Raw genomic sequence first — 15,596 nt, 5'->3', positions numbered from 1 at the left:
GAGATGAGTGCAAGTCAGAGCAAAGTCGTGCAGTATTTCTTCGCCCCCCACTCGCCATGGACCTATCTGGGTCATGCGCGCCTGATGGCCATCGCCGCGAAGACGGGGGCCCAGATCGACGTGCGCCCTTTTGACCTGGGCAAGGTCTTCAGTGTCTCGGGCGGCCTGCCGCTGGCCAAGCGCGCACCGCAGCGCCAGGCGTACCGCCTGGCAGAATTGGCGCGCTGGTCGGCTTTTTTGCAGGTGCCCTTGACCTTGCAGCCAAAGTTCTTCCCCGTGTCGCCTGAAGCTTCTGCCAAGCTGATCATCGCCACGCGCCTGGCGCACGGCGTGGAAGCATCGCTGAACCTGGCGCACGCCATCATGCGCGGCCTGTGGGCTGAAGAGCGCAACATCGGCGACGAGGAAACCCTGGTGCAGATCGCGCTGGATGCCGGTTTCGATGGCCGCCAGCTGCTGAAAACGTCGGAAACGGCCAGCGTGCAGGCCGAATACGATGCCAATACGGAAGCGGCCACCGCCGCCAGCGTCTTCGGTTCGCCGTGGTATATCGTCGATGGCGAAGGATACTGGGGCCAGGACCGCCTCGATTTTGTCGAACGGGCGCTGGAGAAGTTGTAGGTCGGATTAGCGCTGCGCGCGTAATCCGACAGGTTTTGAAATTTTTAGTTAATTGTTTTTCAACGGATAAAAGGTACACCATGGCTTCATATTTTTGCCCATGCCCGCGCGGCATGGAAGCGGCGCTGGCCGAGGAACTGGGCGAGATCGCACAGGATAGTGCGACCATGAAGGTCCACAACCAGGTACCGGGCGGCGTACACTGCTCCGGCGACCTGCTGGACTCCTATCGCATCAACCTGCATTCGCGCATCGCCTCGCGCGTGCTGATGCGCATGGCCCATTCCGGCTACAAGACGGAAAACGATATCTATGACCTGACCCTGGCGCAATCCTGGGAAGACTGGTTCGGCGTGCACCACACGATCCGCGTCGACGTCACGGCTGTCAAATCGCCGCTGCGCAGCCTGGAATTCACGACCTTGAAAATCAAGGATGCGATCTGCGACCGCTTCCGCGACCAGTTCAACGAGCGCCCATCGGTCAATACCAAGACGCCGGACATGCGCATCGTCGGCTTCCTCGACGCACACACGTTTACCGTCTACCTCGACACCTCGGGCGAGGCCTTGTTCAAGCGCGGCTGGCGCGAAGAGACGGGCGACGCGCCGCTGCGCGAAAACCTGGCCGCCGGCCTGCTGCGCGTGTCGGGCTGGAAGCCCGGCATGGTGCTGTTCGACCCGATGTGCGGTTCCGGCACCATCCTGGCCGAAGCGGCGCAGATGCTGCAGGGGATTCCACCGGGCGCCTCGCGCCAGTTCGCGTTTGAAAACTTCCACGACTTCGATCCGGCGCCGTGGAATGCCATGAAAAACGCCATCAAGGTCAATCCGCTGCCAGCCGAACCGACCATTTTCGGCAGCGACATCTCGGGCGACATGGTCGCCATGACGCGCCACAACCTGCGCTGCGCCGGCGTGCGCTTCGACGTGCCCTTGAAACAGATCGAGGCGCAGGAAGTCAAGCCGCCAAGCGAGGTGCCGGGCATCATGCTGACCAATCCGCCGTACGGCGAGCGTATCGGCGTGCGTGGCGACAGCACCATCCCGGAAGATGAATTGTCGACTTCCTTCTATTCAGCCATGGGCACGACCCTGAAGCAGCGTTTCGCCGGCTGGACCGTGTTCCTGTTCACGGCCGACCTGGGCCTGCCCAAGCTGCTGCGTTTGAAGGAAGCGCGCAAGACGCCTTTCTTCAATGGCGCGCTGGAATGCCGTCTGTTCCGCTTTGACATGGTTGCAGGCTACAACCGCCGTGAAGAAGCCAAGCCCAAACCACAGCAGTAAGCGTTCACCGTAAGACACCCGCAGTAACCCCGCGCGCGGACTGAAATCGGTCCGCGCGCCACTTTGGACCCGCCATGTTTCCCACCCCTCCGGCCGATGTGCCGCCCGACCCGGTTACCCCCGTTCCGCCTCCCACGCCGAGCCACATGGCGCCGCTGAGCCGCGGTGCGCTGGCGATGATGCTGGCCGGGCTGTCGATGCTGGGCCCCCTGTCGATCGACACGTATCTGCCCGCGTTTGGCGCGATCCAGGGTTCGCTGCAGGCCTCGCCGCTGGAAGTGCAGCAGTCGCTGACGTTCTACATGCTGGCCTTTGCCGGCATGGTGCTGTGGCATGGCGCGATCTCGGATACCTTCGGCCGGCGCAACGTCATTCTCGTGTCCCTGCTGATGTTTGCCATCGGCTCGCTCGGCTGCGCTTCGGCGCACACGGTGCACTATCTGTGGTTCTTCCGCATCATGCAGGGCGTCTCCGCCGGCGCCGGCGTGGTGATCAGCCGCGCCATCATCCGCGACCTGTATGCCGATGCGGCGGCGGCGCGGCTGCTGTCGCTGGTGACGATGATCTTTTCCATCGCCCCGGCCGTGGCGCCGATTCTCGGCGGCTGGATCGTCATCTGGTTCGACTGGCGCTCGATCTTCCTGTTCCTCGCCTTTTACACGGTGGTGCTGCTGGCGTTCTGCTACTGGCGCCTGCCCGAAACCCTGCCTTTGGCCAAGCGCCAGCCGTTCAATCCCCGTTTCCTTGCATCGAGCTATGGCCAGATCCTGCGCTCGCCCCTGTTCCACATCAAGGCCGGCATCGTCGCCCTCAATTTCGCGGGCCTGTTCCTGTTCATCACGGCCGCGCCGGAAATGCTGCCCAGGCAGCTGGGCCTGGGGCCATCGCAATTCGGCTGGCTGTTCATTCCCTGCGTGAGCGGCATCTTCATGGGCGCCGCGGCGGCCAACCGCATCGCTGGCAAGGTCACGTTCGCGCGCCAGATCGGCATCGGCTTTGCCTTCCTGCTGTGCGCCGCCAGCGTCAATGTCGTGTATCACCTGTTCCTGCCGCCATCCTTGCCCTGGTCGGTGCTGCCCCTGTTCTTCTACACTTTCGGCATGTCGCTGGTGGGACCCGGCGCGACCCTGCTGGCGCTCGATCTGTTCCCGCATATCCGCGGCACGGTGGCCTCGTGCCAGTCGTTTGCCAGCACCATGCTCGGCGCCGTGGTGGCCGGCGTGATCTCGCCGCTGCTGTCCGGTTCCGTGCTGTGGCTGGCCTCGGGCCAACTGGCGTTTACGGGCCTGGCGCTGGCGCTGTGGCTGATATCGCGGCGCTTCCGCCACCGTTTGCTAGGTTCCTTCAAGGCATAAGTTTCCACTGTAGAACGCTAGATTTATTTCAACTTAATTTTCTATATTGCAAGTAATATCCGGCGCTTATGATAAGATGAGTTCTTTCCCGGCATCCTCTCAGGCAATAGATTTTTTGGTTACAGGAGTGGAGGATTCCTCTGAACGTGGCCGCGCTTCGCTGCTGAGCGCTCATCCTTTTCGAACCGGCAATGCCTGATACGATGCATCAATCTGATCAAGATATTCGCAATCGCCTGCTGATTGCCCGCCTGCCGGCCATGCCGCAGATCCTCCTCAAGCTGATCGCCCACCTGCAGGCCGACGATGCCGGCATGCCGGAGCTGGCCGCCCTGATTGCCAAGGATGCGGGCATGACCAGCAAGATCCTCGGCGTGGCCAACAGCTCGGCCTATCATCGCCAGAGCAAGGTCGTCAGCCTGGAGCAATCGCTCGTCTCGCTGGGCACGGACATGATCAAGACGCTGGTCATCAGCGAATCCGTCTTCCAGACCTTCAACAGCTTCCCCCATTCAGGCAGCACGGATTTGCGCGCCTTCTGGAAAAGTTCGCTGTCGGCCGCCGTCATGGCGCGCGCGCTGGCCAAGGCAATGGCCTATCCGCATGTCGAGGAAGCGTATCTGGCAGGATTGCTGCACAACGTGGGCCGCCTGGCCTTGCTGGCCACGGCGCCGAAGGAATACGCCTTCAATTTCACGGCGCGCGACGATGCCGCCCTGTGCGCGGTGGAGCAGCGCACCTTGCAGATCACGCATGCCGAAGCGGGCGCCTGGCTGATCGAGCGCTGGCATCTCGATTCCTTCCTGGCCGACAGCGTGCTGTATCACCATGAACCGCTGGCGCGCCTGGAAGCGAGCCATCCCCTGATCCGCATCGTGCGCCTGGCGCATCTGCTGTGCAGCCATGCCGACGATGCGGACGAGGCCGAGTCCATCACGCAGGCGGCAAGCCTGTGCGCGCTGGATGTCGAAGTACTGGAAGACCTGGCCGGCAGCGTCGCGCGCCAGGTGGAGCAGGCCGCGCAGCACCTGGGCATCGACCTGGCCGGCGCGGATGATATCGCCACGCCGCCCGCGTATGCGCCGCCGTCCGTCGATCCGGTGCAGCAGCGCCTGTCCGACGAAGTGCGCAACATGGTGCTGGTGTCCGAAGTGGGGCAGACTTTCGCCCGCCAACAGGGCGAGAGCAGCCTGCTGGAAGCCATCACGCGCTCGGCGCGCATCCTGTTCGATTTCGACACCGCCATCATCCTGCTGCAAAACCCCACCGGCCATGCGCTGGTGGGCGTGGCGGCGGGCGAGCATCAGCAGCGCCTGGCAGGGTTCTCGATCCCGCTGGCCAAGGGCGGCCCGCTGGCCGCTTCGGCGCTGGAGTGCCAGTTGGCGTTCCTGAAACGCGACATGCCGGCGCTGGGCATCGTCGAGGAGCAGCTGTTCCGCATTCTCGGTACCGACAGCCTGGTCTGCGTGCCTTTGGTGGCGGGCCAGCGCAGCCTGGGCGTGCTGATTGGCGGCGTGGCGGCGTGGCAGATTCCCGCTTGCCAGAAGCGCGAGGGTTTCCTGCGCGCGTATGCCAACCAGGCCGCCACGGCGCTGGAAACGGCCATCAGCGCGCGCGGTCTGGCGCGCCGCCAGCTCGATCACGTGGCCGAGGAATACCGCGCCGCGTCGCGCCGCGTCGTGCATGAAGTGAATAACCCGCTGTCCATCATCAAGAATTACCTGAGCGTGCTCGATCACAAGCTGGAGAAGCAGGAGCCGGTCACGGGCGAGATGTCGATCCTGAACGAGGAAATCGACCGGGTCGGCCAGTTGATCAGCGGCCTGGCCGATCTGCAGCCGGTGGCGGCCAGTGGCGTCACCGATTGCGCGCGCGTGGTCGACGACGTGCTGCGCCTGTTCCGCGCCACAGATTTCCTGCCGTCGAAGATCGAAGTGGTCACGCGCATGCAGGACGCGCCATGCGAGGTGGAGGCCGATGCCGACACGCTCAAGCAAATCCTGCTCAACCTGCTGAAAAACGCCGTCGAAGCCCTGCCCGATGGCGGGCGCATCGAAGTGTCTAACCGTGGCCACGTCAACCGCGACCGCCGCCTGTACCTGGAGCTGTGCGTCAGCGACAATGGCGCCGGCCTGTCTCCCGACGTGCTGGCCAATCTGTTTTCCCCTGTGCGCAGCAGCAAGGAAGGGGCGCATCACGGCCTGGGTTTGTCCATCGTGCATGACCTGGTCACGCGCCTGCATGGCATGATCGGCTGCCGCAGCAGCAAGTCCGGCACCTCGTTTGAAATCTTACTGCCCATTCCCTTGCCGACGAGCGCTGCAGCCGCGCTGCCCGCGCCGGGCAATACCGCCTTGTCTTCGTAACGTCCATGAACTCCTCCGCCATTCCGTTTGACCTGGAAAACAGCCCGCGCATCCTGCTGGTCGACGACGAGCCCCGTTTGCTCGCTTCCCTCCACGAACTGCTGAAGGACCGCGGCTACCAGCTGCACACGGCCACCTGCGGCAGCGAAGCGCTGGCGCAGTTGTCGAAACTGCGCTTCGACCTGATCCTGCTCGATCTGCGCCTGCCCGACATGAGCGGCCATGAAATCATGGACCATATCAACCGGCGCGGCATCGAGGGCGACGTGATCGTCATGAGCGGCGACGTCGGCATCGAGGCGGCCATCGGCGCCCTGAAGCGTGGCGCCTACGATTATCTGCGCAAGCCGTACAGCCGCGAGGAGCTGCTCAAGACGGTGGAGAATGCGCTGCAAAAGCGCAAGCTGGCGCTGGAGAACGAGCGCATCGCGCTGCAGCTGGAAAACTCGGAAAAGATGTACCGCTACCTGGTCGACAGCTCGCCCGACATCATCTATACCCTGAACCACGAAGGCCGCATCACCTTCATCAACGACAGGGTGCACCAGTTGCTGGGCTTTAGCCGCGAAGAGCTGATCGGCAGCCATTATTCCATCCTCGTGCACGATGAAGACCAGGAGCGGGCGCGCTATGCCTTCAATGAGCGCCGCCTCGACGAGCGGGCCTCGCGCAATGTGGAACTGCGCCTGAAGTGCCATAGCGGCAGCGGCAGCGACCGTACCTTCAACAACACGCTGATGACGATTCCGCTCAATTCGATCGGAATGCACAGCCACGATCAGGAAGCGAAAAAGCAGGAGTACTTCGGCACCTACGGCGTGGCGCGCGACATCACCGACCGCAAGCGTGCAGAGGAAGTCATCTCCTACCAGGCCTACCACGACATCCTGACGGACCTGCCGAACCGCATGCTGTTCAAGGACCGCCTGGGCCTGGCCGTGATCCAGGCGCGGCGCAAGCTGACGGAACTGGCCGTGATGTTCATCGATCTCGATCGTTTTAAACTGGTCAACGATACCCTGGGCCATGTGAAGGGCGACGAACTGCTGCAGCAGGTGGCGCTGCGCCTGAAGGATTGTTTGCGCCGCGGCGATACCCTGGCGCGCCAGGGCGGCGACGAATTCACCATCGTGCTGCCGGAACTGCGCGACCGCCAGGATGCGCGCCTGATCGCCGACAAATTCCTCGAATGCCTGCACCAGCCGTTCGACCTCGATGGCAACCAGGTGCATATCTCGGCTTCGATCGGCATCGCCATCTATCCGGGCGACGGCGAGACCATCGACGAGCTGCTGCGCCACGCCGACATCGCCATGTACCAGGTCAAGGCACTGGGCAAGAATGGCCACAGTTTTTATCACGAGTCCATGCTCGACGTGTCGCACCAGAAGATCGCCCTCGAGCAGAGCCTGCGCAAGGCGCTGGAGCTGAACCAGCTGGAGATGTATTACCAGCCGCAGGTGGACGTGATGACGGGCCGCATCGTTGGCGCCGAAGGCCTGATGCGCTGGAACCACCCGCAGCGGGGCTTGCTGACGGCCGGCGAATTTTTGCCGTTCGCCGAGGAAAACGGCTTGATGCTGCCGATCTCGGACTGGATGCTGGGCGCCCTGTGCCGCGACCTGGTGCAGTGGAACACGGCCGGCGGCGAAGCCGTGCGCCTGTCGCTCAATTTGTCGCCGCAATACCTGGACCGAGGCGACTTTTTCGAGAAGATGCGTGGCGCGCTGACGCGCTATGGCATCGCGCCGGAAAAGATCGAAGTGGAAATCACGGAAAACATCTGCATCCGCAACCCGCAGTATGCGATCGAGCAGTTGAACAAGCTGTGCCAGCTGGGCGTGTCGGTCGCCATCGACGATTTCGGCACCGGCTATTCCTCGTTGTCGTACCTGCACCGCTTCCCCATCCACACGATCAAGATCGACCAGTCGTTTGTGAAGGAAATCCACGACGAGCACGGACACTACCCCGTCATCCTGGCCATCATCTCGATCGCGCGCGGCCTGGGTTTGCACCTGATCGCCGAGGGTGTGGAAACGGAAGGGCAGGCGCGCTACCTGCAGGACAAGGGCTGCACCACGATGCAGGGCTATCTGTACCACCGGCCCATTTCGCTGGGCAGTTTCATCGGCGTGCTGCAGGAACAGAACCGCCTGATCGCTGATGCCGCCCCCGCGTTGTCCCAGACGCTGGTCATCGAGGCTTGACCGTGCCGCTTGCCGCCCCCCGCTACACGGCTGCTCATTACACGGCTGACTACCTGCGCCTGAAAGGACTGGCCGAGAAGGGCAATGCGAACGCCCAGCACAGCCTGGGTTTCATGCATTTCAATGGCCAGGGGATCGAACAAAGCTATGCGCTTGCCTTGCACTGGTATGGCCTGGCCGCCGCGCAGGGGCTCGAGCACGCGCAATACAACCTGGGCGTGATGTGCCAGAAGGGGCAGGGCGTGCCACAGGATTTTGTGCAGGCGGCGCACTGGTACCAGCAGGCGGCCGAGCAGGGCTACGCGGCGGCGCAGTACAACCTGGGATGGCTGTATGCCAAGGGCCAGGGGCTCGCGCAAGATAGCGGACTAGCCATGCTGTGGTTCAGCCGCGCGGCGGAACAGGGCGACGCGGGCGCGCAGAATAATCTGGGCATGATGTATGACAATGGCAAGGGCGTGCCGCAGGATTTCGTGCAAGCCATCGCCTGGTACCGCAAGGCGGCCGATCAGGGTTATGCGCGCGCGCAGTTCAACCTGGGCCTGCGCTACGACAATGGCCAGGGCGTGCGCCAGGACCGCCAGCAAGCGACGGCCTGGATGCGCAAGGCGGCCGAGCAAGGCTATGCGCCGGCCCAGTTCAACCTGGCGCTGCGCTATGAAAATGGCGACGTGCTGCCGCAGGACAGCAGGCAGGCGATCACCTGGTACCGGCGCGCGGCCGAGCAGGGCCACGCCAGTTCGCAGTTCAATCTGGGACTGATCTACGACAATGGCCAGGGCGTGCCCTGCGATAAGCAGGCGGCACTCGAGTGGTACGTGAAGGCGGCTGGCCAGGGGCACGCAGCGGCCCAGCACAACCTGGGCCTGCACCATGAGCATGGCGCGCAGGACTATACCCAGGCACAAGTATTCTACCGCCAGGCGGCAGGGCAGGGCTTTCCCGCCGCGCAGTACCAGCTGGGACTGTTGCATGAGCACGGGCAGGGCATGCCTGCCGATGCGCAGGAAGCCATCTTCTGGTATCGCAAGGCGGCCGACCAGGGACATGTGCGGGCGCAGTTCGACCTGGGTTTGCGTTATGAACATGGCCAGGGCGTGCCGCAGGATCTGTCGCTGGCGCTGGAGTGGTACCGCCGCGCCGCCGAGCAGGATTACGCGCCGGCGCAATACATGCAGGGCGTGTTGCACGACCGCGACGATGGTCCTGCGCCCGACAGCCAGCTGGCCTGCGCCTGTTATTGCCGTGCCGCCGCGCAGGGCCACAGCCTGGCCCAGTTTGCGCTGGGGCTGCGGCATGATAATGGCCAGGACGTGCCGCAGGATTATGCCGCCGCCTGGGACTGGTATGCGCTGGCCGCGCGCCAGGGCCATGCGCGGGCACAAATGAATCTGGGCCTGATGGCGGCCAGCGGCCAGGGTGGCCCGCTCGATTTGCAACAGGCCTACATCTGGCTGTCGATGGCGGCGGCGGCCGGCGTGTCCGGCGCGGAAAAATCCTTGCGCCAGACGGCGGCGCGCATGCGCGAGACGGATCTGGCGCGGGTGCGCGAACAGCTGGCGGCGATAGCAGGCTGAACGCCGGCGTTAGCGTGCGCGGATACAACAGCCGGTGCTGTATAGTCCTTTCCCTTCGCCATCTGTGGCGCCCCTTGTTTCCCCCTGGACGCTAAAATTGCTGCGGTATTTGCAGTTTTGATGTGCTAAGGTTCCAGAAGAAGGTGGTCTGTATATTCTTTAGAAAAGGAAAACCATGCGCCTGAACCCTTTCCCTGGCCGTCCGGCCGCCATCCTGTGTGCGCTGGCGTTGCTGTCGTCCGGCGCGGGCGCCGCCGGTCCCCTGGATGCCCTTAGCAACCAGGATGCCAGCAATGGCTTGAAAGCGGCACTGGAAGCCGGTTCGGCCGCTGCCGTTGCCAAGCTGGGCATCGAAAATGGCTTCCTGAACAATGACAAGGTCAAGATCAAGTTGCCCGGTATCCTGGAACAAGCCAAGCCCTTGCTGAAAATGACGGGCCGCGGCCAGCAGCTGGACGATCTGGTGGTGGCGATGAACCGTGCCGCCGAGTCGGCCGTGCCCATGGCCAAGCCCTTGCTGCTCGACGCGGTCAAATCGATGAGCGTGAGCGATGCGAAAAACATCCTGTCCGGTGGCGATACTTCCGTGACGGATTTCTTCCGCCAGAAGACTTCGGCACCGCTGGCCGTCAAATTCCTGCCCATCGTGAAATCCGTTACCGACCGTTCCGGCCTGGCCAGCAAGTACAACAGTACCATGAGCCAGATCGGCAAGACGGGACTGGTGCCGCAGCAGCAATCGACGGTGGAAGGCTATGTCACGGACCGCGCGCTTGACGGCCTGTACCTGATGATCGGCGAGGAAGAAAAAGCCATCCGCAGCAATCCGCTTGCGTATGGCAGCAAGATTATCGGCAAAGTGTTTGGCAGTTTGAAGTGATGGTTCCAGCGTGCCGCACGGCTCCAGGCGGCGTTTGCGCTGAATAGACAGGTGTGGCGCAAGGGAAACAAGTTAAGCATTTGCTACAAGAAAACAATGTTAAAATTCTGCGACATACATTCCTGAGGCATGCTTAAGCAACGATCTGCTGCCCGGGAGTGCCCAGCTTTAGTGGCGAACTGATGCGTGGCATTGCAACCTGCCCGTCGGTTGGCCTTTTTTCGTTTCATTCACGTTTCCCCAAGCTCATTGATTTTCTGAATACATTCTCAGGAATTCCAGGTGCAGGATATTTTAGGTAGCCGGATTTGTTAAGCGTACTCAGAAAATCAATCAAATATACCTGGTGTGGCTGTCTGGTGCTTGGCGCGCCTTCGGTGATGGCCGCGACCCCGAATCATGGTGGCCAATCCGGGTATATCAATATGCCCAGCGCCGTGGTGGAAACGGACGGCACTTTCAGCGTCGGCTACAGCTACGACAGCCCGTATGGCCAGTTATGGGCCACGGCAAATATCCTGCCTTTCCTGCAAGTGACGGGGCGTTATGTGTCGATCACGGGCATCCCTGGTTTTACCAACGTGCCCGGTGAATATGGCAGTGGCTACGGTCGCTACAAGGATAAAGTCGTCGACGGTAAATTGCGCCTGTGGACGGAAACGGAGTGGATGCCATCTGTCGCCGTCGGCATGACGGATCTGTTCGGCACCGAGCTGTTCAAGGGGCAATATGTCGTTGCCACCAAGACATTTGGCGCCAGCAAGAATATCGAAGCGAGCCTGGGCTATGCGCACAAGCGCCCGGACGGCGTGTTTGCTGGCGCGCGCTGGACCCCGACTGCGCTGCCGCGCTGGTCGGTGGTGGCGGAATACGATACAACCAATTATCTGCGCGACTTCCGCGCCAGCGAAACGAGTGCGGGCAAGCGCCGCAAGGGCGCTTCCGTGGGCCTGGAGTACCGCTGGGGCTGGCTTGCCCTGCAAGCAGCACGCAGCCGCGACCAGTTCAGCGTGAACGCCTTTATCAGCATTCCGTTTGGCGAGCGCGAGTTCATTCCCAAGGTGTATGAGCCACCGTATTTCGTAGACGACAAGAATCCGCCACCGCTGCCGAGCAAGGAAGCATGGCACCGCGACCCCGTCTATGGCGCCGACCTGGTCAATGCCCTGGTAAAGCAGGACTACAAGAACATCCGTGTCGAGCAAGAAGGCAATGTCCTCAGCCTGAGCCTGACCAACAGCCGTATTTCAAACATGGGCCGCGCCGTTGGCCGTGCCGCGCGCACGGCTGTCGCCTTCACGCCGAAGGGCGTGACGACCTTGCGCATCACGTATACCAAGCTGGACCAGCCAATCGCTACCTACGAATTCTTTGACTTGCCAAAACTGAACGACTATTTGGCAGGCAAGATCGACCGCAAGGCCTTCCTCGACGTCGTGCTGCTGCGCTATCCGGAGAAAAGCGATGTCATCCGGGACGATCAGCAAGGCTGGCTGCAGGAATTCCTCGACAAGCCGGCGCCCGTCGCTGCCGCTGCGCCGGCACCTGCTCTCGCACCCGCGCCCGCGCCGGTACTTGCCGCGGCTCCCGCAACTGCAGTTGCGCCAGCGGCACCTTCCCCCGCCATTCCCGCGCCGGCTTCCACCAAGGCTGCCAACGTCATCAAGGACGACGGCAAGCTGGCCGTCGGCGTTGGCGTCGATGGCGACGTGGTGCAAATCAAATCGCTGGACCGGGAGGCGAACCGTTTCAAGATCGCTCCCAAGGTGGGCTTCTTCTTCAATGACCCGAGCGGCGCCTTCCGCTATTCGATTTCGGCCGTGGCCAACTATGACCGCCGCCTGGGTGACGGCCTGTACCTGAATAGCGCCGCCAGCCTGCAGTTGCTGGAAACGGTATCGGGCGTCAAGCAGCCATCGAACAGCAATTTGCCGCACGTGCGTACGGATGTGGCGGAATACTTGCGCGGCGGGCGTTTTTCGTTGAGCCGCGTCTTGCTGAACAAATACAACAATCCCGCCGAGCGCGTGTATACCCGCATGTCGGCCGGCCTGTATGAAGACATGTTCCGTGGCGTTGGCGGCCAGGTGCTATATCTGCCGAAGGATAGCCGCTGGGCGGCCGACGTGGCTGTCGATGCCTTGCAGCAGCGTGGTTACAAGGGCTTGCTCGATTCACGCGACTACAAGACGGTGACGGCGATTGGCTCCCTGCATTACCGCTTGCCGCACGATATTACCGTGACGGCGCGCGCCGGCCGCTTCCTGGCCAAAGACACAGGCGTGCGCATGGAATTCAAGCGCCGCTTCCAGTCCGGCATCGAAGTCGGCGCCTGGTACACGCATACGAATGGCAACGACATCACCAGCCCTGGCACGCCGTCGAAGCCGTACCAGGACCGTGGCATCTTCCTGTCCGTGCCGCTGAACAGCATGTTGCCGATGGACACGCAATCGACGGCCGGCTTTGCCATTGCGCCATGGACGCGCGACGTGGGGCAGATGGTGGCTTCGCCTGGCGACCTGTACGACATGTTCGAGCGCCCGCGCGCCGACATGCACAGCTACGATGGCCTGGGCAACTTTGCCGAGCGCCCGGACGAACAGCACCTGCCTGCCGTCAATCCGCCAGACCGGCCGTTTGTCAGCCCGTGGCCCGCCATGCGCGCGCGCCTGGAGCAATCCGCATCCGCTACGCCGAGTGCTCCTGAATGGCTCAAGGCGACGGCGTTGGTCGGCGGCGTGGTGGTGGCTTCCGCGCTGGCCGACAAACCCGTCGACCGTTTCGTCAAGAAACATGAAGATTCCAAGGTCTACCGCAATTGGGACAAGCTGGGCAAAGCCATGCCCTACGCGGTCGTCGGTGGCGCTGCCGCTGCTTTCGCCTTGGGCGATGAGCGCATGCAAAATACGGGACTCATTTCCCTGCAATCGGTTGCCGCGGCAACGGGCGTGGCGGTGGCTGGCAAATATGCGTTTGGCCGCGCCCGTCCTGAGGAAGACCTCGGCGCGTGGAGCCGCGTCGGCAGCAGCAATTCCCGCTCGAATTCCTCGTTTCCATCCGCGCATGCCGCGATCGGCTTTGCTGCCGTGACGCCGTTTGCCAAGGAATACGATGCGCCATGGCTGTACAGCGTGGCCGCCGTGGGTTCCGCCGGCCGCGTGTTTGGTCGCAAGCACTGGGTGTCCGACACGGTCGCCGGCGGCATTATCGGCTACGCCATGGGCAGCTGGCTGTGGCAAGCGCAGCGCGACCAGAGCAAATCGGGCCTGTCGATCAATCCGGGACCGAAAGAAATCAGCGTGACCTGGCAGGGCAAGTATTAAGCGCGCATGGCGCTCCCTTTACTCATACAACATCATTTACCCAGACAAAGACCAGCATGAAAAAGCAACTTCGTACTCCCCCGCCTTTCGTGAAACAAGTGATTTTCTCGGCTTTCCTGCTGGGCGCAACTTCTGCCTACGCCGCAGGGCAGGACCTGGACATGGCTGATCTGCCGCGCCAGAACCCGTCTCGCGCACAGGCAAGCGAGTTAGGCGCAGGTACCCTGCCTAGTATCCGTAGCGGCCGCAGCGATCCGCGCCAGGAGAAAACTCTGGCTGCCAATAATCTCAGCAAGCAGGCTGTTACCGAAGTCAAGGCGGGCGCTTTCGAAGAGTATGTCGATGGCGTGACAGGCAAAAAGCTGAGCATTTTCGGCAAGGATCTGTTCAGCGATGTGCCGTCCACCTTTGCACCGCTCGATGGTGTCCAGGTCAACCAGGAATACGTGATCGGCACGGGCGACGAGTTGCAGGTACGCGGCTGGGGCATGGTTGACATCGACGTCAGCGCCACGGTTGACCGCAGCGGCGCGATTTTCATCCCGCGCGTCGGCTCCATCAAGGTCAGTGGCGTGCAGTACAAGGACTTGCAGGGCTACCTGAAGAAAGCCATTGGCAAGATCTATACTAATTTCGACCTGACAGCGAGCATCGCTCAAACGCGCGCCGTGCAAGTGTACGTGGTCGGCCATGCCGTTCGTCCTGGTACCTATACCTTGAATTCCATGAGCACCCTGCTCAATGCCCTGTTTACGTCGGGCGGCCCGGACGCTACCGGCAGCATGCGCAATATCCAGCTCAAGCGCGGCAAGGATACCGTCAGCACCTTCGACCTGTATGACATACTGGTCAGCGGTGACAAGAGCCGCGACGTCACCTTGCGCGACGGCGACGTGATCTATATTCCTGAGGTGGGTCCGCTGGTGGCCTTGACCGGCAACGTAAAACAGCCTGCTATTTTCGAATTGAAAGGCAATACCAGCCTGGCCGATGTATTGAGCTGGGCCGGCGGCTTCGAGTCGGCGGCTGAAACCAAGCAGATCGTGGTTGAAAAGAACATCGATAATCAATATAAAACCGTGCTGGAACTGGTAGCCGACAAAGGTGTGTCCGGCAGTCAGTTGGCCGGCATTGCCGTCAAGCCGACCGATATTCTGCGCGTGTTCGCACCAGGGGCCGTACCGGTCCAGGCACAAATCCAGAATGAATACGTGCGCGTGGCTGGCGAAGCAAAGCAGAGCGGTATTTTCCTGCTGAAAAAAGGTGAAACCCTGCGCGAGCTGATCGCCCGTGTCGGCGGCGCCAATGAAAATGGTTACCTGTACGCCACTCAGTTGAACCGTGAATCCGTACGTCGCGCCCAGCAGATCAAACTGAACCAGGTGGCTGACCGCTTTGAACGGGAGCTGGAGTCGAACGCGACACAGCGCATGGCAGCCAGCAATGACAAAGATAACGCAGCGAAGGCTGCGGCTGAAGTCGATCAGCAACGCCGCATCGCACAAAAACTGCGCAGCATCAAGGCTGAGGGCCGCATTGTTCTCGATCTGCCAGGTGTTGACACGCAAGTCAAAAATCTGCCCGATCTGCCGCTGCAGGACGGCGATTCCATTTTGATTCCGCGCCGTCCCGGCACTGTGGATGTGCTGGGTTCCGTCTTCCAGCAAAACGCCTTCGTTTATCGCCCACAACGTACGGTCAACGACTATGTTCAGCAGGCCGGAGGTATCACTGCGAATGCGGACAAATCCGAAATGTATGTGATCCGGGCCGATGGCACGGCGCAGAGTGGCCAGGGAACCGGCTGGTTCAGTGGTATTGGCGGCACGGCGCTTAATCCGGGTGACACGGTAGTGGTGCCCGAGAAAATCGAACGCAGCACGTTTATGCAGAGCCTGAAGGAATGGACTGCGATTTTCTATCAGTTTGGTTTGGGAGCAGCTGGTTTGAAAGTGTTGAAGGATTAACACGGCAT

9 protein-coding genes are annotated in these 15,596 nt (G+C 61.9%); all 9 read left to right on the top strand.

Features of this window, described 5'->3' with window-relative positions; genetic code table 11:
* The first annotated feature begins 3 nt into the window (after positions 1–3).
* The 9 genes from CSQ91_RS18695 to CSQ91_RS18655 all read left to right on the top strand — a co-directional run bounded on the left by CSQ91_RS18695 (position 4) and on the right by CSQ91_RS18655 (position 15,588).
* Positions 4–621: a 2-hydroxychromene-2-carboxylate isomerase gene (locus tag CSQ91_RS18695; protein WP_034778761.1), complete on the top strand. Its 618-nt coding sequence runs from the start codon at positions 4–6 to the stop codon at positions 619–621.
* Positions 622–701: 80 nt separating this feature from the next.
* Entirely contained in the window at positions 702–1,907 is a 1,206-nt protein-coding gene (locus CSQ91_RS18690; protein ID WP_373630534.1) for a THUMP domain-containing class I SAM-dependent RNA methyltransferase, read from the top strand.
* Positions 1,908–1,981: 74 nt separating this feature from the next.
* The gene (locus CSQ91_RS18685) at positions 1,982–3,262 is read left to right on the top strand and encodes a multidrug effflux MFS transporter (protein ID WP_205412502.1); all 1,281 of its coding nucleotides are present in this window, start codon (positions 1,982–1,984) and stop codon (positions 3,260–3,262) included.
* Between the two features lie 203 nt (positions 3,263–3,465).
* On the top strand, positions 3,466–5,628 hold the full coding sequence (locus CSQ91_RS18680) for an HDOD domain-containing protein (RefSeq protein ID WP_070281766.1): 2,163 nt from the start codon (positions 3,466–3,468) through the stop codon (positions 5,626–5,628).
* Positions 5,629–5,633: 5 nt separating this feature from the next.
* Positions 5,634–7,838: an EAL domain-containing response regulator gene (locus CSQ91_RS18675; protein ID WP_099389204.1), complete on the top strand. Its 2,205-nt coding sequence runs from the start codon at positions 5,634–5,636 to the stop codon at positions 7,836–7,838.
* A gap of 2 nt (positions 7,839–7,840) precedes the next feature.
* A complete protein-coding gene (locus CSQ91_RS18670; protein ID WP_257217397.1) occupies positions 7,841–9,415 on the top strand; it encodes an SEL1-like repeat protein in 1,575 nt (524 codons plus the stop codon).
* A 175-nt stretch (positions 9,416–9,590) separates the two neighbouring features.
* Entirely contained in the window at positions 9,591–10,295 is a 705-nt protein-coding gene (locus tag CSQ91_RS18665; RefSeq protein WP_034778751.1) for a DUF4197 domain-containing protein, read from the top strand.
* A gap of 380 nt (positions 10,296–10,675) precedes the next feature.
* Complete coding sequence (locus CSQ91_RS18660; RefSeq protein ID WP_099389202.1) at positions 10,676–13,621, top strand: YjbH domain-containing protein; 2,946 nt, start codon at positions 10,676–10,678, stop codon at positions 13,619–13,621.
* A 56-nt stretch (positions 13,622–13,677) separates the two neighbouring features.
* A complete protein-coding gene (locus CSQ91_RS18655; RefSeq protein WP_099389201.1) occupies positions 13,678–15,588 on the top strand; it encodes an SLBB domain-containing protein in 1,911 nt (636 codons plus the stop codon).
* Positions 15,589–15,596: the final 8 nt, after the last annotated feature.

Source organism: Janthinobacterium sp. BJB301, from assembly GCF_002735685.1.
Classification (GTDB): domain Bacteria; phylum Pseudomonadota; class Gammaproteobacteria; order Burkholderiales; family Burkholderiaceae_D; genus Janthinobacterium; species Janthinobacterium lividum.
Note: the sequence above shows the minus strand (reverse complement) of the source record. Positions and strands in the feature narration are given on the sequence as shown.